Source organism: Prescottella equi (assembly GCF_002094305.1).
Taxonomy (GTDB): domain Bacteria; phylum Actinomycetota; class Actinomycetes; order Mycobacteriales; family Mycobacteriaceae; genus Prescottella; species Prescottella equi.
The window spans coordinates 293096-311719 of record NZ_LWTX01000006.1 but is presented as its reverse complement, the minus strand read 5'-3'; the positions used below and the strand labels follow the sequence as shown (position 1 = coordinate 311719).

The 18624-nt window shown below is 68.4% G+C and carries 18 protein-coding genes; 15 read left to right on the top strand and 3 right to left on the bottom strand.

Annotated elements, in window-relative coordinates; all coding sequences use genetic code 11:
* Positions 1-265 precede the first annotated feature (265 nt).
* From A6I89_RS16915 to hutC, 3 genes are all read left to right on the top strand, one after another.
* Positions 266-3685 carry an NAD-glutamate dehydrogenase domain-containing protein gene (locus tag A6I89_RS16915; protein ID WP_044991463.1) on the top strand — a complete coding sequence of 1140 codons (3420 nt, stop codon included), beginning with the start codon at positions 266-268 and terminating at the stop codon, positions 3683-3685.
* Between the two features lie 81 nt (positions 3686-3766).
* On the top strand, positions 3767-4609 hold the full coding sequence (locus A6I89_RS16910; protein WP_022598091.1) for an HpcH/HpaI aldolase/citrate lyase family protein: 843 nt from the start codon (positions 3767-3769) through the stop codon (positions 4607-4609).
* 96 nt (positions 4610-4705) lie between these two features.
* Entirely contained in the window at positions 4706-5461 is a 756-nt protein-coding gene (hutC, locus tag A6I89_RS16905) for a histidine utilization repressor (RefSeq protein ID WP_013417294.1), read from the top strand.
* A 42-nt stretch (positions 5462-5503) separates the two neighbouring features.
* Here the strand turns inward: hutC and A6I89_RS16900 are convergent, their stop codons facing one another.
* Positions 5504-6295 carry an alpha/beta fold hydrolase gene (locus tag A6I89_RS16900; RefSeq protein ID WP_060934516.1) on the bottom strand — a complete coding sequence of 264 codons (792 nt, stop codon included), beginning with the start codon at positions 6293-6295 and terminating at the stop codon, positions 5504-5506.
* 54 nt (positions 6296-6349) lie between these two features.
* On the opposite strand from A6I89_RS16900, the gene A6I89_RS16895 reads away from it, so the two are divergent.
* The gene (locus A6I89_RS16895; RefSeq protein ID WP_013417292.1) at positions 6350-6703 is read left to right on the top strand and encodes an ArsR/SmtB family transcription factor; all 354 of its coding nucleotides are present in this window, start codon (positions 6350-6352) and stop codon (positions 6701-6703) included.
* A 30-nt stretch (positions 6704-6733) separates the two neighbouring features.
* On the opposite strand, the gene A6I89_RS16890 is transcribed toward A6I89_RS16895, so the two are convergent.
* On the bottom strand, positions 6734-8335 hold the full coding sequence (locus tag A6I89_RS16890) for an ABC transporter substrate-binding protein (protein ID WP_013417291.1): 1602 nt from the start codon (positions 8333-8335) through the stop codon (positions 6734-6736).
* A gap of 15 nt (positions 8336-8350) precedes the next feature.
* Positions 8351-9238, bottom strand: coding sequence for a TauD/TfdA dioxygenase family protein (locus A6I89_RS16885; protein ID WP_044991430.1), 888 nt, complete (start codon positions 9236-9238; stop codon positions 8351-8353).
* A gap of 125 nt (positions 9239-9363) precedes the next feature.
* On the opposite strand from A6I89_RS16885, the gene A6I89_RS16880 reads away from it, so the two are divergent.
* The 11 genes from A6I89_RS16880 to A6I89_RS16835 all read left to right on the top strand — a co-directional run bounded on the left by A6I89_RS16880 (position 9364) and on the right by A6I89_RS16835 (position 18621).
* Positions 9364-10017: a TetR/AcrR family transcriptional regulator gene (locus tag A6I89_RS16880; protein WP_022598086.1), complete on the top strand. Its 654-nt coding sequence runs from the start codon at positions 9364-9366 to the stop codon at positions 10015-10017.
* A 107-nt stretch (positions 10018-10124) separates the two neighbouring features.
* Positions 10125-10454, top strand: coding sequence for a hydrogenase maturation nickel metallochaperone HypA/HybF (locus A6I89_RS16875; RefSeq protein WP_005517438.1), 330 nt, complete (start codon positions 10125-10127; stop codon positions 10452-10454).
* Between the two features lie 2 nt (positions 10455-10456).
* Positions 10457-11296 (top strand): hydrogenase nickel incorporation protein HypB, encoded by an 840-nt coding sequence (gene hypB, locus A6I89_RS16870; protein ID WP_044991428.1) that lies wholly within the window; start codon positions 10457-10459, stop codon positions 11294-11296.
* Positions 11297-11413: 117 nt separating this feature from the next.
* Entirely contained in the window at positions 11414-12499 is a 1086-nt protein-coding gene (locus A6I89_RS16865; RefSeq protein ID WP_005517440.1) for an NADH-quinone oxidoreductase subunit B family protein, read from the top strand.
* A 40-nt stretch (positions 12500-12539) separates the two neighbouring features.
* Positions 12540-14333, top strand: a complete 1794-nt coding sequence (locus A6I89_RS16860) for a nickel-dependent hydrogenase large subunit (protein ID WP_005517441.1) — start codon at positions 12540-12542, stop codon at positions 14331-14333.
* A 7-nt stretch (positions 14334-14340) separates the two neighbouring features.
* A complete protein-coding gene (locus A6I89_RS16855; protein WP_022598084.1) occupies positions 14341-15276 on the top strand; it encodes a NifU family protein in 936 nt (311 codons plus the stop codon).
* A complete protein-coding gene (locus A6I89_RS16850; RefSeq protein WP_044991427.1) occupies positions 15273-15944 on the top strand; it encodes a DUF5947 family protein in 672 nt (223 codons plus the stop codon). Before A6I89_RS16855 ends, A6I89_RS16850 begins: the two co-directional genes overlap by 4 nt.
* Complete coding sequence (locus A6I89_RS16845) at positions 15941-16582, top strand: DUF6084 family protein (RefSeq protein WP_005517444.1); 642 nt, start codon at positions 15941-15943, stop codon at positions 16580-16582. Before A6I89_RS16850 ends, A6I89_RS16845 begins: the two co-directional genes overlap by 4 nt.
* On the top strand, positions 16579-18003 hold the full coding sequence (locus A6I89_RS16840) for a hypothetical protein (RefSeq protein WP_022598082.1): 1425 nt from the start codon (positions 16579-16581) through the stop codon (positions 18001-18003). The genes A6I89_RS16845 and A6I89_RS16840 overlap by 4 nt, the downstream gene beginning before the upstream one ends.
* On the top strand, positions 18000-18119 hold the full coding sequence (locus tag A6I89_RS25100) for a DUF6893 family small protein (RefSeq protein ID WP_044991426.1): 120 nt from the start codon (positions 18000-18002) through the stop codon (positions 18117-18119). Before A6I89_RS16840 ends, A6I89_RS25100 begins: the two co-directional genes overlap by 4 nt.
* Positions 18120-18123: 4 nt before the next feature.
* Positions 18124-18621: a hydrogenase maturation protease gene (locus A6I89_RS16835; protein WP_022598080.1), complete on the top strand. Its 498-nt coding sequence runs from the start codon at positions 18124-18126 to the stop codon at positions 18619-18621.
* Positions 18622-18624: the final 3 nt, after the last annotated feature.

Genomic DNA, 18624 nt, shown 5'->3' with positions numbered 1-18624 from the left:
CGGGTAACTCCTAGCTAATCGGGCGGTGAGGGCGCGGGGTGTCGAGTGGTTCCGGTGCGACGCCGTTGTCGCCCGAATCCGGGTGGGTCTAGCTGTTGTGCGCTGGCTCACGTTCTGCAACTATGACTTGTATATTCCTGTCTATACAAGCTGATGTCAAGGGGCACCCGGAAGTCCCGCCCCTGATGTCGCGAGATGTACGACCCCGATGAACGGACACGACGACCAGCCCGGTGCAGCGTGGCACCCGGCGGAAGGTTCCCAGATGAACAGCGTCTCCACCCACCCCGATCCGACCCCGAACCCCAGCGAGATCGACGATGCTCTCGCCCGAATCTTCCGCAGCTGGGACGAGCGCCTGCTCGCCGGCGCCGACCCTGCCGCGCGCGAGCGCCTCGCCGCGTTCGTCGCGGACCTGCCCGCCGGTTACAAGCAGGACATCCGTCCCGACCGCGCGCGCGTCGACCTCGCCATCCTCGGTGAACTGTCCGACGGTGCGGTCGACGTTCGGATCGTTCCCGACGCGACCGCGCGCGGTACCCACCGCCTGTCGCTGTACGTCGGCGGGCGTCCCGCGTCGCTCGGGGATCTCATGCCGCTGCTGCAGAGCCTGGGCGTCGAGGTGCTCGACGAGCGACCCTACGCGCTCGCCTCTCCTGACGGAATGCCGTGCTGGATCTACGAATTCACCGTTCGGTACACGATCGCGCCGGAAGACGGGTTCGACGAGTTCGCCGAGCGCTTCGGGGGCGCCGTCCAGGCGTTGTGGCGGGGCGTGGCCGAGGCGGACCGCCTGAACGAACTGGTGGCGCGCGCGGGTCTGCACTGGCGGGAGGTCACCGTGCTGCGCGCGTACGCGGAGTTCCTGCGGCAGGCCGGATTCCCCTACAGCAGTGCCTATGTGGCCGACGCGCTGTGCCGGCATCCGGAGATCGCGGCCGCACTGGTCGAGTGCTTCTCCGCGCGGTTCGATCCCCGCTCCGATCCGTCCGCATCCTCCGACGGCCGCGGCGCGGAATCCGTCGCCGCAGCGTCGACGCTGATCGAGGCGGTGCTGGGACTCGACGAGGACCGGATCTTCCGGGCGCTGCTGGGCGTGGTCCGCAACACCGTGCGCACCAACCACTTCGCCGCCCCGGCGCGGGAAACGCTGGCGCTGAAGCTCGATTCGCGGAACATCGGGGAGCTGCCCGAGCCCCGGCCCCGGCACGAGATCTTCGTCTACTCTCCGGTCGTGGCAGGCGTGCACATGCGTTTCGGGTCGGTGGCACGCGGCGGTCTGCGCTGGTCGGATCGGCGTGAGGACTTCCGCACCGAGGTGCTCGGCCTGGTCAAGGCGCAGGCGGTCAAGAACGCCGTGATCGTGCCGGTCGGCGCCAAGGGCGGCTTCGTGCTGCGCCGGCCCCCGGTGCCCACCGGCGACGCCGACGCCGACCGCGCGGCCCTCCGCGAAGCGGGAATCGCCGGATACCGCATGTTCATTCGCAGTCTGCTGGACCTGACGGACAACATCGATCGCAGGACCGGAGCCGTGGTGCCGGCGTCGGGAGTCGTCCGCCACGACGGGGACGACACGTACCTGGTGGTGGCGGCGGACAAGGGCACCGCGTCGTTCTCCGACATCGCCAACGAGGTCGCCGCCGAGTACGACTTCTGGCTCGGTGACGCCTTCGCGTCCGGTGGATCGGTCGGCTACGACCACAAGGCGATGGGCATCACCGCTCGCGGTGCGTGGGAGAGCGTCAAGCGCCGGTTCCGCGAACTGGGTGTCGACTGCCAGAACGAGGACGTCACGGTCGCCGGCATCGGGGACATGAGCGGTGACGTGTTCGGCAACGGGATGTTGTGCAGCAAGCACATTCGCCTCGTCGCGGCGTTCGACCACCGGCACGTCTTCCTGGACCCGGATCCGGACCCCGCGACGTCGTACGCCGAGCGGGAGCGACTGTTCGCACTGCCGCGCTCGTCGTGGGCCGACTACGACCGGTCCCTCGTCAGCGCGGGCGGCGGCGTGTGGGACCGAACGACGAAGTCCGTCCCGATCAGTGAGCAGGCGCGGCGCGTGCTCGGACTCGCCGACGACGTCACGGAGCTGACGCCACCCGAGCTGATCCGCGCGATCCTGCGCGCCCCGGTGGACCTGCTGTGGAACGGTGGCATCGGCACCTACGTCAAGGCGTCGACCGAATCGCATGCGGACGCCGGCGACAAGGCGAACGATGCTGTGCGCGTGGACGGGTGCGACGTGCGGGCCCGCGTGGTCGGTGAGGGCGGCAACCTCGGTCTGACGCAGGCCGCGCGGATCGAATTCGCCCGCACGGGCGGACGCGTGGGCACCGACGCACTCGACAACTCGGCCGGGGTGGACTGCTCCGATCACGAGGTGAACATCAAGATCCTGCTCGACGACCTCGTGGGTGCGGGCGGTCTGACGCCGGGGGCGCGGCCGCGGCTGCTGGCCGAGATGACCGACGAGGTGGCCGCGCTGGTGTTGGCGGACAACGTCTCCCAGAACGAGCTGATGGGCACTGCGCTCGCCGATGCGTCCGAGATGATCGGGGTGCACGGCCGGCTGATCTCGGCGCTGGAGGCGGCGGGCGCCGTCGACCGTGCCCTCGACGTGCTGCCCGACGCCAAGGCGATCGGCACGTTGCGGGCGGCCGGCGCGGGCCTGTCGGCGCCCGAACTGGCGACGCTGATGGCGCACGTCAAGCTCGATCTGAAAGGCGCGCTGCTGGCCGGTGACCTGGTCGACCACGACGTGTTCCTGCCGGTCCTGCGCGGGTACTTCCCGACGCCGCTGCGTCGGGACCACGAGGCGGCCGTCGACCGGCACCCTCTGCGACGCGAGATCGTCGCGACGGCACTGACCAACGACGTCGTCGATCGCGGCGGCATCTCCTACGTGTTCCGGCTCGCCGAGGAGGTGGGCGCCACCGCGGACGACGCGGTCCGGGCGTTCAGCGTGGTCAGCGACGTGTTCGGACTCCCCGCGCTGTGGTCGCGGATCGCGGCTGCCGACGTGCCGAGCGAGGTCGCCGACGAGCTGGTCCTCGTCACCCGGCGGCTGCTCGACCGGGCGTCGCGCTGGATGCTGCACCGGCGGCCGCAGCCCCTCGCGGTGGGTGCGGAGGTCGCACGGTTCCGCGGGCCGATCGAGGACGCGGCGGCGCATCTCGAGGAGTGGCTGGTGGGTGCCGACCGCACCAACCTCCGGGACCGCACGCGCGCGATCGCGGAGCGGGGCGCGCCCGAGGACCTGGTCCGGGAGGTGGAGCTGGCGCTCGACCGGTTCGGACTGCTCGACGTCGTCGAGATCGCGGACCTCGCGGAATGCGACCTGACCGTGGCCGGCGAGCTGTACTTCCGGTTGTGTGAACGCGTCGGCCTGGTTCCCCTGCTCAACGGGGTCTCGGCGCTCGGCAAGACGAGCCGCTGGGATGCCCTCGCCCGGCTGGCGTTGCGCGACGAGCTGTACGACAGCGCGCGGGCACTGACGCTGGACGTCCTCGCCCACGCGACTCCCGGCGACGACACCGACCGGATGATCGCGGACTGGGAGGAGCGCAACGCGTCCCGCCTGCGCCGGGCCCGCAACTCGCTCGCCGAGATCTCCGCGTCCGGTCAGCGGGACCTGGCAGCACTGTCCGTCGCGTCCCGGCAGCTGCGCCGCATGGTCGGCTGATCCGCACCCCCGGTCCGTTCTTCATCCACGAAAGGAAAAGTCATCACTATCGTCAACTCCTGCAACACCGGTGAGCCTGCCGTGGCGATCGCGCCGCGCGACGCCCGTTCGTGGCTGTTGGTGCCCGGCACCCGCACGCACGACCTCGACGACACGATCCGTCGGTGCGGCCCCGACGCCGTCGTCCTCGATCTCGAGGACGGGGTCGCGCCCGAGGACCGGGCGCGTGCCCGCGACGAGGTCCACGCGTGGGCGAGCCGGGGCGGGCGGGCGTGGATCCGGGTGAACGCGGCCACCACCGCGGACTGGAGCGTCGACCTCGAGTTCGCGGCTTGGTGCCCGGGGATCCTCGGGGTCGTGCTCGCCAAGGCGGAGTCGGCCGCTCAGGTCGACGCGACCGCGGCTGCGCTGGGGGACTTCGGCGGCGGTCTGATCGCCCTGATCGAGTCGGCGACCGGAATTCTCGAGGCGGTGTCGATCGCGCGGTCGAACTCGTTGACCCGCTTGGCGTTCGGTAGCGGCGACTTTCGACACGACACCGCGGCCACAGACGATTCGGCGACGGTGATGGGGGCTCGGGCGCAGCTCGTGCTGGCCAGTCGATCGGCCGGGCTCCCCGCGCCGATCGACGGCCCCTCCCTCGCCCCCGACGTGAGCGGGCTGCGCGACTACTGCCGCCGCTCCCTCACGACCGGGTTGGGCGGCATGCTGTGTGTGAAGCCGGACCACGTGCGCACGATCAACACCGAGTTCGCGCCGAGCCCGGCGCAGGTGCGCGGCGCCAGGGAACTTCTCGAGCACCGCAGCGGAAGCATCGACGGCAGCTACCTTCCGCGCCTGCGGGCGGCCGAGGCGGTGCTCGAGCGGGCCAGGACGTACCGGATCGACCCGGCCGACGAGGCGCCCGTGTCGATGAGCCGATGACCAGGCATGCCGTTTCGGCAGCGCACCGGTCGGTAGACTTCGTGGGCCGAGTCGAGGGCCGAATCGGTGGGACTTCACTAGATGCAGGGGCAGCGGATGGCAGTGGTTGACGTCGACGCGGAACTGGCCGCGCTCTTCGGCGAGGCCGGTGGCGAGTCCGTGCCTGCCTACGAGCGGGTCAAGAAGCTGGTCGCGGAGCAGATCCGTTCGGGCCGTTGGGCGGAAGGCGATCAGCTGCCGTCCGAGAACCAGTTCGTGGCCGCACTCGGCCTGTCCCGTATGACGATCAACCGGGCACTGCGGGAGCTGACGGGCGAAGGCCTGATCATTCGGATGATGGGGATCGGCACCTTCGTCGCCAGCACCAAGACTCCGTCGCCGCTGTTCGAGGTGAAGAACATCGCGGACGAGATCCAGGAGCGGGGCCATCGGCACCGCACCGAGGTGATCTTCGTCCGCGAGGAGGAGACCGACCACTCGCAGGCGTTCCTCCGGGATGCCGTCGGGGCCAGAGTCTTCCACTCCGTTCTCGTGCACTACGAGGACGACAAGCCGATCCAGGTGGAGGATCGCCTGGTGAACCCGGCCGAGGCACCCGACTACCTCGACCAGGACTTCACCACGATCACGCCCAACGACTACCTCAGCCGCGTGGCACCGCTCGTGCGCGGCGAGCACGTCGTCGAAGCCGTCCTCGCCAGCCCCGAGGAATGCCGCCTGCTGCAGATCGACCGCGGCGAGCCGTGCCTGCTCATCCGTCGCCGGACCTGGTCCGAACACGGACTGGTGAGTGCCGCCAGGTTGATCCACCCGGGTTCGCGAAACCGGCTCGAGGGCGCGTTCAGCCGCTGAGGTCACGAAGGCCGAGGGGCCCTCCCGGATCGGGAGGTCCCCTCAGTCGTTCTCGGACAGGAACGGTCTCACCACCGCCAGCACCTCGGGTGAGGCCGCGACGGTGGTGGCGTGGTCGAAACCGGGGATCACGACGAGCCGGGACCCGGGGATCAACTCCGCGAGCCGCTTGGTATCCGACAGCCGCGGCCGGTCCTCGGACCCGACGAACAGCAGCGCCGGAACGTCCAGCGCCTGCAACGACGTGTCGGGCACGCCCGGTTCCTCCTCCGAGCGGCGCAGGTACGCGACGAGGGCGCGGGTGTCGTTGGCGTCGAACGCCGCCCGCGTCGCCGGATCCAGCGGCCACGGACGGTGCGCATTCCACTTGTCGAGGAACGCCGTCATGCCCTCGTGATCGAGCACGTCGATACACCCGGGGAAGAAGAGCTTGTCGAACGAGCCGGCCTGGGGCCGGCTGCTGCCGCCGCCCACGGTGAGCGTGCGCAGCCGCCCGGGTGCGGCGGTCGCGAGCGAGAGCCCCACGCGACCGCCGAACGAGTAGCCCAGGTAGTGCGCCCGATCGTGCCCGAGGTCGTCGAGCACCGCGAGGATGTCGCCGACGACGAGGTCCATCGCGTACGACGACGCCTCGTGCGGTTTGTCGCTGCGGCCGTGTCCGCGCATGTCGGGCAGGATCAGCTGGAATTCGTCGCGGAGCGACCCGACATACCCGAACGCCCGCCAGATCGCGCTCGACAGCGCCGTGCCGTGCGCGAGGACCAGGGGTGGGCCGTCGCCGATCACCCGATACGCGATGCCGACGCCGTCGACCGGATTGACTGCCTGTTGCATGACCACGTCTCCACGTTAGGTCCCGTGTCGGGCACGCCGACCTACACTGAGGCCGTGCCCGACACATCCGCCATCGATCCGGACCACGTCCGCCGCGCCGCGCAGGCGCTCGTGACGCCGGACATCGCCGGGTGGACGGGGCGCTTCGAGTTGCTGTCCGACCCGAACCGGTTGCGGTTGCTGCTGTGTCTGCACCACGCGCCGGGGATCTGCGTCACCGATCTCGCGGCCGCGCTCGGCATGACCGGCACCGCGGTCTCGCACGCGTTGCGCCTGCTGCGCCAGCAGGGCTGGGTGGAAGCGCAGCGGTCGGGCCGCACGGTCCGCTATCGCCTGGTCGACGACACCGTGCACGAACTGCTCCACACGATCGGCGCGACACACTTCCACGAGCACGACGCCGGCTGATCACGTTCGACCGGCGCCGTGCTCCGGCCGTCACGGGGCGATCCACACCTTGTCGAGCAGCATGATGCTGTCGAGGCTCGGTTTCACTCCGAAGACGTTGTCCTGCCAGGGGACGAAATTGGCGCCGGCGCCCCACACCAGGATCGGGACCTCGTCGTCGAAGACCTGCTGGACGTTCGCGAGCGCTGCACGCTTGGCGTCGTCCGAATCCGCGGCCATGACAGCATCCAGCGACGCGTCGACGGCAGGGCTTCGGACGCCTGCCGAATTGTTGGTCGAGGTGCTGTACAGCGTCGAGTACAGACGCAGGAAGGGCGCGGCGTCGAGCAATCCGGTCCCGCCGAGCGCGACGTCGTAGTCATGGTCCACGTACAGTCGCTTCACCATGTCCGTAGGGCTGTGCACGAAGTTCAGTTGCACGTCGAAGCCGACGGCTTGCAGCATGGATTGCACCGCGAGACCCGTGGCTTCGCCGTTCGGGTCCTGGACACCCACATAGCGGACGACGCCGTCGTACCCGTCGGCCTTGGCGGCTTCCAGAAGTTCCCGGGCCTTGGCCTGATCCGGCGGAAGCGGCGCCACGTCGTTGTGCCACCTCGACCAGGATTGGAAGAGTTCGGCACCCGGCATGCCCTGTCCGCCGCGGGCTCGTTGGTCGATCGTCGCGGGATCGATCGCGTAGGCCATCGCCTGGCGGACTCGAACGTCGGCGCCCGGATGCCCCGGCCGGTGGTTGATCTGCCCGATCATCGCCATGCTGATGAAGTCGGCATACCCGGGAAACCGGTCCTTGGCGGCGAGTACCGTCTCGGCGTTGCGCAGGTAGGCCATCTGGATTCCGCCGGATGCCAGGGTGTCGAGCTTCGGCTGCTCGCCCTGGACGCTGACGAATTTCAGTTTGCTCAGGTGTGGAGCTCCACCCCAGTAGTCGGAGCGAGGCGTGAGCACGAGTTCGTCCTGTGCCGCAAACTTCTCCACCTCGAACGGGCCGGCTCCGATCGGAACGAACTGATCACCGCGGTCGGCGGTCGGCGCCACGATCATGCCGTGTCCGAATGCCAGGAGCGCCGGGAACTCCGACCAGGCCTGGGCGAGTGTGAAGACCACGGTCGACGGGTTCGGCGACTCCACCGCCGCCACGTTTCGGGACCAGATCTCGTTGTTGGCGCCGCGTTTCGCGTTGTAGCGGTCGATGCTGGCGATGACGGCGGCAGCATTCACGGGGGTGCCGTCGCTGAAGGTGAGACCGTCCCGCAGTGTCAGGGTCCAGCTCGTGCCGTCGGCGTTCGGTTCGAGTGATCGGGCCAGTTGCGGTTCGTAGCGTCCGGTAGCCGCGTCGTAGCGGACGAGAAGGTCGTAGATTGCCGCCATCTCGGTGCCACCCGTCGCGCCGGAGGGCTGGGTGCGGACCGGGTCGAGACTCGACACGGGCGCGTAACTCGCGAACGACAGGGTTCCGCCGGCGACAGGCGCGCCGCCGTCGCCCTGGTCGCCGCGAAGTCCAGGCTCGAACGTGTCCGCCGCGGTCGTCGACCCTCCGCCCGCGCCCGCATCGGGGGCGCAGCCGGCCAGCAGTGTTGCACTGAGGACCAGCGCGAGCACGGCCCACGGCCGCTTGGATCGAATCGTCATTCTTCTCCCCATCGGTCAGGACGCTTTCGAACTTGCCCGGTCGGACCGGTTCGAGTGATCGAAGTAGGGCCGGTCGCCGTCGATCTCGATCCTTCGGACCGTGCGGTACCTGGGGAAGTGATCGGCGGCGGCCCGGTGCATGGTCGAGCGTTCGTCCCAGATCGCCAGATCGCCTGGACTCCAACGCCATCGGCACTGAAAACGCTCGTCGGTCACGTAGTTCCGCAGGAAGCCGAGGAGGGCGTCGCTCTCGTCGCGTCGCATGCCCTTGATGCGGTGCATCGACGGACCGCCGATGAACAGAATCCGTCGGCCGTTCTCGGGATGGGTACGTATCAGTGGATGCACCACGGTCCGCGGGTACGTCGCCCGGAGGCGATCGGCGAGGGCCTGCGCCTGTGGGCTGTCGTGGCCGCGCTCGAGGATCGACTCGACGAAACTGTCGGTGGTGTGCTCCACCTCGAGACCCGCGAGCATGTTCTGCATCGTCGGGGAGAGAGCGTCGTGAGCGGCGGTCATCGAGGCCCACAATGTATCGCCGCCGGCGTCGGGAATCACCTCGGCGCACAGGAGCGCGTATCGCGGTGGCGTCGAGATCCAGGTGACATCCGTGTGCCACATCTCGGCGGTCGGCGGACTGTCCGGTCCATCCGAGATCACCTGCAGGCTCGGCTCCGTGGCGCCCTGCAACCTGGCGATCGGGAAGATGCTCGGCACGCCGAAACGTCTGGCCACCGCGAGATGATCGTCGGCGTCCAGATGGGCGCCGCGCACGAAGACCACCTGGTACTCGTGCAGTGCGTCCCGAACGTCCGCGAAGGTCGCTTCGTCACACGTCCGCAGGTCCACCCCTCGGATTTCCGCACCTATCGCAGTTGTCAGCGCCGATATCTCGATTGCCATCCAACCCTCCTCGCTCGTCTCAACTAATCCGATGGGATTAATTTGCGGGGAGGGGCGTGGATTGTCAACCCCTGGAACCGGAGACGCCGTTCCGGCCCGTGGCGAGCCGAACATAGGATGCGCTCATGGGACGCGACGGCAGTGCAACTCGGGAACGGCTGGTGGATGCTGCTGAGCACGTGTTCGCTTCTCTCGGTATCGAGGACGCGAATCTTCGCGAGATCAATCGTGCAGCAGGGCAATCGAACAATTCGGCACTGCATTATCACTTCGGCTCTCGTGAGGCCCTGCTGCAGGCCGTCGTGCGTCGGCATCGCGACGCAATCGACTCGCGACGCCGAGTGCTGGTCGAGGAACTCGGTGGAAAGGAGCCTTCGATCGAGGAGCTCCTCGTCGTCGCGGTGTGGCCGCTCGGGTTCCAGTTGGACACCGAAAGTGGGCGCAACTATCTGCGAATCCTGGTGCACATGCGGCGCCGCAGCGAGATGCGCACGCATCATTCGCTCAACCCGGACAGCACCGACGATCTTCAGTGGGCTTACTCGCAGCTTCAGGCGCGCCTGGTCCACCTCCCCGATGCGCTACGCGCCGAGCGCCTCGGAGTCTGGATCGACATGGCCGTGGGGGCGATGGCAAGCCGGGCCGAGGACATCCAGGACGGGGTCGACCACTCGCTGGACAACAACGAGTTCATGAACAATCTGATCGACATGGGCGTCGCGGCGCTGACCGCACCCAGCCGGCTGACCACAGCACGTCCGGCGGGTAGGGGAGGCTGACTCCGCCGCCCAGGCTCCGTGGGCGGATGCCTTCCCGAATCTGCTGACGTCGGCGCGCGGGCGTCCTATCGTGAATTCGCACAGCCTCCACTCGGACGGACTCTGCAATGCACGAGATGGCGATCACCCAGAGCGTCGTCGACGCGGTGTGCGAGCGCGCCGACGGCCGAACCGTGCACAGCATCCGGCTGCAGGTGGGCCGGCTGTGCGCGGTGGTGCCGGATGCGATGCAGTTCTGCTTCGAACTGGTCACCGAGGGTACGGTCGCGCAGGGCGCTCGGCTCGACATCGAGGAGCCGCCCGGTCTGGCGCACTGCCGGAGCTGCGACACCGATTTCCCCCTGCAGGACTTGATCTTGTTGTGTCCGTGCGGGAGTGCCGACGTCGAGGTCCTCTCGGGTCGTGAACTGCGGATCATGTCGATGGAAGTGAGTTGAACATGTGTGCGACGTGCGGATGCGGCAAACTCGACGAACCGGCAGGTACGCGGATAAGTGCACCGGCGGGCACCGTGCCCCACGAACACGAACACGAACACGAACACGGCCACGAACACGGCCACAGCCATGAGCACGGTCACGGTCATGAGCACGTGCACGCGCATCCCGACGATCACGGGCACGCACCGACCGAGACCCTGACGCTGGAACAGAAGATCCTCGCCAAGAACGACCGCCTCGCGGAGGACAACCGGGCCTGGCTGACGGACCGGCGGATCGCGGCGATCAACATCATGAGTTCGCCGGGATCGGGCAAGACGACGTTGCTCGAGCGTACGGTTCGGGAGCTCCGGCCTTCCGTACCGGTCTCGGTGATCGAGGGCGACCAGGAGACCCTGCTCGACGCCGATCGGATCCGGTCGACGGGATGTCGAGTGGTACAGGTCAATACGGGTTCGGGGTGTCATCTCGACTCCGAGATGGTGCGGGACGCCCTCGACGCGCTCGGGCCCGCGGAAGATTCGCTCGTTTTCGTGGAGAACGTCGGAAACCTCGTGTGCCCCGCGCTGTTCGACCTCGGTGAGCAAGGCAAGGTTGTCCTCATATCCGTCACGGAGGGCGACGACAAGCCGCTGAAGTACCCGCACATCTTCGTAGTGGCCGATCTCGTGATCGTCAACAAGATCGACCTGCTCCCTTATGTCGATTTCGATCCAGACGCCTGCGAGAAGAATGCGCGCTCGGTGAATCCCGATGTGCGCGTGATCAATCTGTCCGCGACCAGCGGTGAGGGGCTGGAGCGGTGGTACGCGTGGCTTTCGGATCGGCGGAAGGAATGATCATCCGGCGTTGACAGACCGACCGCTGTCGCGCCTTAATTGTGGTGGGCGTCACGCAAGTGGGCCGAGGGTCGACTCCGGTGACGCAGGGGCGGTGCGCCCCGGGGAGTGGCCGTTATGTCGACACCCACGAGAGCAGCCGAGAAGTCCGGCACATCGCCGGAGGCCGAAACCGACGAGGGCGTCATCCACGTCCTGTGGATCAATGCGGGACTCAGCTGCGACGGAGATTCGGTGGCACTCACCGCCGCCAGCCAGCCCAGCGTGGAGGAGATCGTCTTCGGAGCGCTGCCAGGACTGCCGAAGATCGCGGTGCACTGGCCGCTGATCGACTTCGAGTGCGGGCCGCAGGGCGGGGCCGACGACTTCATCGAGTGGTTCTGGAAGGCCGACCGGGGAGAACTCGAACCGTTCGTTCTGGTTGTGGAGGGCTCGATTCCGAACGAGCAACTGCACGACGAGGGCTACTGGTGCGGGTTCGGTAACAACCCGGAGACGGGTCAGCCGGTCACGACGAGTGAGTGGCTCGACCGACTGGCACCGAAGGCCACGGCGATCGTCACGGCCGGCACCTGCTCGTCCTACGGCGGCATCCACGCGATGGCAGGCAATCCGACGGGCGCGATGGGTGTGCCCGACTACCTGGGTTGGGACTGGAAGTCCAAGGCCGGGCTGCCGATCGTGTGTGTTCCGGGCTGTCCGATCCAGCCGGACAACCTGTCGGAGACCCTCACCTACCTGCTGTATCAGGTGACGAATCAGGCGCCGATGATTCCGCTCGACGACATGCTGCGGCCGCAGTGGTTGTTCGGTCAGACCGTGCACCAGGGGTGCGACCGGGCCGGCTACTACGAACAGGGCGACTTCGCGACCGAGTACGGCTCCCCGAAATGCATCGTGAAACTCGGTTGTTGGGGTCCGGTCGTCAAATGCAATGTGCCCAAGCGGGGTTGGATGAACGGTATCGGAGGCTGCCCCAATGTCGGCGGCATCTGCATCGGTTGCACCATGCCCGGTTTTCCCGACAAGTTCATGCCGTTCATGGACGAACCGCCGGGCGGCATCCTGTCGAGCTCGGTGTCCGAGGTGTACGGGTCGGTCATTCGGACGTTGCGCAGCGTCACCGGACGCACGCTCGACAAGGAACCCCACTGGCGCACACCAGGGCGCCTGTTGAGGACGGGGGCCGTGCGTACCTGGTAGTGCGGACTCGCGTGATCGCCGAGGGAAAGAAGGCTTCTCGATGACTTCCACAGTGCCCGAGCCGAAACAGGGGGCGACCGACGACAAGGGGCTCGTCGAGATGGCCTGGGATCCGATCACCCGGATCGTCGGCAGCCTCGGGATCTACACGAAGGTCGACTTCAAGAACAAGACCGTGGCCGAGTGCCACAGCACGTCGTCGATCTTTCGGGGCTACTCGCTGTTCATGAAGGGCAAGGATCCGCGCGACGCGCACTTCATCACCAGCCGAATCTGCGGCATCTGCGGCGACAACCACGCGACCTGCTCGTGCTACGCGCAGAACATGGCGTACGGCGTACAACCGCCACACCTCGGTGAGTGGATCGCGAACCTCGGCGAGGCCGCCGAGTACATGTTCGACCACAACATCTTCCAGGAGAACCTGGTCGCCGTCGACTACTGCGAGAAGATGGTCTCCGAGACCAATCCCGGCGTGCTGGCGATGGCCGAGAAGACCGCGGCACCGCATTCGGACGCACACGGGTACCGGACGGTCGCAGACATCATGCGCGCACTCAACCCGTTCACGGGCGAGTTCTACCGCGAGGCGTTGCTCATCAGTCGACTCACCCGAGAGATGTTCTGTCTCATGGAGGGTCGGCACGTCCACCCGTCGACGCTGTATCCGGGTGGTGTCGGCACCGTCGCGACCGTGCAGTTGATCACCGACTACACGACGCGCCTGATGCGCTACATCGAGTTCATGAAGAAGGTCGTGCCGATGCACGACGACCTGTTCGACTTCTTCTACGAGGCGCTGCCGGGATACGAGCACGTGGGGGAGCGGCGCACGCTGCTCGGCTGCTGGGGTGCCTTCCAGGATCCCGAGGTGTGCAACTTCGCGTACAAGGACATGACCGACTGGGGCCGGAAGATGTTCGTGACCCCGGGCGTGGTGGTGGACGGGAAGCTGGTGACCACCGACCTGGTCGACATCAACCTGGGCATCCGGATCATGCTCGGTTCGTCGTACTACGACGATTGGTCCGACCAGGAGATGTTCGTGACCACCGATCCGTTGGGCAACCCGGTGGACCGGCGGCACCCGTGGAACCAGCACACCAACCCCAAGCCCCAGAAGCGCGATCTCGAGGACAAGTACAGCTGGGTGATGTCGCCGCGCTGGTTCGACGGCAAGGACAACCTCGCGCTCGACACCGGTGGCGGTGCGCTGGCCCGGATGTGGTCGACCGCGCTCGCCGGACTGGTCGAGACCGACGAGGTGAAGGCGACCGGACACAGCGTCGAGATCGACTTCCCCAAGACGGCGCTGAAAGGACCGGCGCGATTCGAGTGGAAGATCCCGCAGTGGAGCAACACCCTCGAACGCAATCGTGCACGCACCTACTTCCAGGCGTACGCGGCGGCGATGGCGCTGCACTTCGCCCGCAAGGCGCTGGTCGAGATCAACGCCGGGCGGACCAAGACGTGGGAGACGTTCGAGGTGCCCGACGAGGGCATCGGCTGCGGGTTCACCGAGGCCGTCCGCGGGGTGCTGTCGCACCACATGGTGATCCGGGACGGCAAGATCGCGAACTATCACCCGTATCCACCGACCCCGTGGAACGCCAGCCCCCGCGATGCCGAGGGTGTTCCCGGTCCGTACGAGGACGCCGTCACCAACCTGAACATCTACGAGGAGAACGACCGCGACCACTTCAAGGGCATCGACATCATGCGCACCGTGCGCAGCTTCGACCCGTGCCTGCCCTGCGGTGTCCACATGTACCTCGGCGACGGCAAGACCCTCGAAAAACTGCACTCGCCGACACAGTCGATGACCGGGGAGTAGGTGACGGATGGCGTCGGTACACGACGAAACCCGATACGAGACGCCCGAATCCGATCGTTGGCGACAGGCCGGCGATCGGATCGAGGCATTGCTGGATGCCACGTCGGCGGGCGGTCCGGTGGCTCGCGAGCGTGCCGAGCAACTCGTCCGCGAGGTGGTGGACCTCTACGGTGAGGCGCTCGGGCGGGTGCTGACGATAGCAGCGCGGGCCCCGGGGCTGGTGGACGAACTCGCGCGGGACGAACTGGTGTCGAGCGTGCTGCTGGTCGGCGGACTGCATCCGCACGACGTCGAGACCCGCGTCCGGACGGCGCTCGACAGCGTCCGCCCGTATCTCGGATCCCACGGCGGGGACGTCGAACTGGTGGATGTGACCGACGACGGCGTGGTGCGGCTGCGGCTGCTGGGCAGCTGCCACGGGTGCCCGTCGTCGGCGGTGACACTGCAGCTGGCAGTCGAAGGCGCCGTGCAGGCCGCGGCTCCCGAGACGATGGCGATCGAGGTGGAGACCGAAGACCGGGAGACCGCCCCCACAGCCGGTGTGTTCACGGTGGATTCCCTGATGTCGCACGTACGCGAGGAACCGACACGAAGCGGCACCTGGTTGGCGGCCGAGGAGTTCGCCGAACTCGCGCCGGGAGAGGTGGGAGGGTTCACGGTCGGCGGCCTGTCGATGCTGGTGTGCCGGATCGGCGACGAGTTGTTCGCGTACCGGGACCGGTGTCCCGCGTGCGGGAACTCGATGGCCGGCACGTCGCTGCACCGCCGGGCAGGCGGACACGTGAACGACGCGGTGCTCCGGTGCCCCACGTGCCGTACCCACTACGACGTCCGCCGCGCCGGGACCGGCGTGGAGGATCCGGGCGGTCACCTCGACCCGCTTCCTGTGCTCACCCGCGACGGCGTCCTGTCGGTGGCGGTGCCCGCGGCGGTGACGGGATGAGCGGGCCGTTCGAGCGCCGCACCCCCAGCGGATCGGCGTTGGGGGTGCTTCGTCGGATCGCCGCCGAACGGCCGGCCCCGGTGACGTCGGAGCGGTGCGAGATGTGCGCGGTGCCCGTCGCCGACGAACACCCACACGTGGTCAACACGGTCAGTCGGCAACTGCTGTGCGTGTGCCGGCCCTGCTACCTGCTGTTCGCCGAGCCGGGCGCGGACCTGAAATACCGGGCCGTGCCCGAGCGGTACCTGTCGTTCCCGGACTTCTCGTTGGGGCCGGGACGCTGGGACGGGCTCGAGATTCCGGTGGGACTGGCGTTCTTCTTCCGCAACTCCGATCAGGGCCGCACCGTCGCCTTCTATCCGGGACCGGCCGGCGCCACCGAGTCCGAACTCGCGATCGAGGCGTGGACCGCGGTCCTCGACGACAACCCGGTGCTCGCCACGGCGGTCCCCGACGTGGAGGCGCTGCTGATCCGGATCCCGAAGAGCGGTCCGGCGGGGGCCGAGTGCCATCTGCTGCCGATCGACGCGTGCTACGAGCTGGTGGGCCGGTTGCGGCGGTGCTGGCGTGGCTTCGACGGAGGCCAGGACGCGCGCGGCGAACTGGACGACTTCTTCGCGCGGGTCCAGCGCCGCAGCACCCCGATGCGCGCGGGAGGTGTGTCGTGACCGCCCTGGACTTCTCGGTGCTGGCGATCGGCGCGGAACCGTTCGCGGTGTCCCCCAATCTGCTCGCGCGGCTACGGATTGCCGAGACCACCGGCACCGCCGTCCATGCACTGGCGCTCCGATGTCAGATCCGGATCGAACCGCGACGGCGCCGGTACAGCGATCGGGAGGAGTCCGGACTGCTCGACCTGTTCGGTCCGCGGGAACGCTGGTCGTCCACGCTGTCGACGTTCCCGTGGCTGCACACGACCGCCGTGGTGCCCGGCTTCACCGGTGAGTGCGTCACCGAACTGGTGATGCCCTGCACGTACGACTTCGAGGTCGCGGCGTCGAAGTACCTGCATGCGCTCGACGACGGCAGCGTCCCCCTCGGATTCCTGTTCAGCGGGACGATCTTCACCAAGGGCGCCAACGGTTTCGGGGTGGAGCAGATTCCGTGGGACCGGGAGGCGCAGTTCGACATGCCCGTCGAGGTGTGGCGGGACGTCGTGCGGCAGAACTTCCCGTCCAGCGGCTGGGTGCGCCTCGACCACGACACCATCGCGGCGCTGGCCCGGTTCAAGTCGGCCCGGGGACTGCTCGGTCTCGACGAGGCCGTCACCGAACTGCTCGACAGCGCGGGAGAGGTGGCGACGTGACCGGGATCGACGACCTGACACGGGTACGGACCGTCGCGGACGCGGTGCTGTACGAGGGCTATCTGCTGTACCCGTACCGGTCCACGTCGGGAAAGAACCAGTCACGCTGGCAGTTCGGTGTGCTCGGTCCGGTCGGTGCCACGGACCGCGGTGCGGGTGAGGACGCGGCGATGCGCGTCGAGTGCGTGCTCGACCGCGGCGTGGACGACGCCGTGGTCGAACCGGTGCTGCGCTTCCTGCAGTTACAGGTACGCACCGCCGAATCGCTCGGGCCGGCCGGCTACGAATCCGTCCCCGAACTCACCCTCGACGGCCGCACCTGGGTGAGCTGGGACGAGGCGGTCGAGGTCGAGATCCCTCTCGGCGCCGTCACCGTCGCGGAACTGTTGTCGGGCACCACCGTCGACGTCGCCGTGCCGGGCGGTGTGGACGTCGAACAGTTGGGGCCGACGGCAAGGCTGGTGCGGCAGCGCTTCCCGGTGCGGGCCGTGGCGGACCTCCGGGCGACGGCCGACCGCGGCGGAGTCCAGGTGGGTATCGAGGTGCGTAACACCGCGACGCTGGGCGACCTGGACCGGCCGGACGTCGCGGTGAAGGACACCGCGATCCGGCACTCGCTCATCGGAGCGCACCTGATCGTGTCGGTCTCCGGCGCACGTTTCGTCTCCCTCGTCGACCCGCCCGCGGAGTTCGCGGCCGCGGTCGACGGGTGCCGGCAGTACCGGTGCCATCCGGTGCTCGCGGGCGAAGCGGACCCGTCCCTGCCCGGTACGTGCGACGTGATCCTCGCGTCCCCGATCATCCTGTACGACCACCCCGAGGTGGCGGAGGAGAGCGGCGGAGATCTGTTCGACGCCACCGAGATCGACGAGATCCTCACGCTGCGGATCATGACGCTCACCGACGACGAGAAGGCGCAGGCGCGCGCCACCGATCCGCGGGCCGCCGAGATCATCGACCGCTGCGACAACATGTCCCCCGACGAGATGCAGCGGCTGCACGGCGCGTTGCGCGATCCGCGGGCGTTCGAGCCCCCGACTTTCGTCACCCCCGGCGGGCTCGTCCCCGAGGTGCCCGACGACGTCCCGTGGTGGGATCCGGCCGCCGACACCAGTGTCCGCCCCGCGACCGACGGGGTGCTGGTCGGCGGGGTGCGGGTCGCGAAGGGCAGCCTGGTCCGCCTGAAGCCGTCGCGGCGGGCGGACGCGCAGGACCTGTTCTTCGCCGGGCAGGTCGCGCGCGTCGCCACCGTGCACGCCGACGTGGACGGCGGCACGCACGTCGGCGTCGTGCTGGTCGACGACCCGGCGGCCGAGCTGCACGAGTGGTACGGCCGCTACCTGTACTTCGCCCCCGACGAGGTGGAACCACTCGACGCCGTCGCCGGCGGGGCGGACGACCGAGAGGAGAGTCAGTCATGAGGGTAGTGGGAATGGTCTCGACCGTGCTGTTCGCCGCGGTGGCCGCGGCCGGCGCGTGGATCGCGATCCGTTCGATCCCGGACATGCAGCGGTACCTGCGGATGCGAAGGATGTGACCGCGTGACGGCCGGGCCACCGCCCCGCGTACTGGTCGCGGGAATTGGCAACATCTTCCTCGGCGACGACGGCTTCGGGCCGGAGACGCTGCGGGCGGTGACGGCCGGCCCGCTGCCGGACGGGGTACGCGCGGTCGACTACGGCATTCGCGGCATGCACCTCGCGTACGACCTGCTGGACGGCTGGGACGGACTGGTGCTGGTCGACGCGGTTCCCGACCGGGGCGCCCCCGGCGCGGTGCGGGCCTTCGAGGTGGACCGCGAGAATCCGGACACGACGCCGCGACTCGACGCCCACGCGATGGATCCGGCGTCGGTGTTCGCGAGCCTCGCGGCCCTGGGTGGCACGCTGCCGCGCACCGTCGTGGTCGGCTGCCAGGTGCGCGACGTCGACGAGCGGATCGGTTTGTCGGAGCCGGTGTCTCGTGCCGTGCCCGAGGCGGCGGCCGCGGTGCGGGCAGCACTGGCCGAGTTCGGTGCCGGCGTCGGTGCGGAGGGCTGAGCG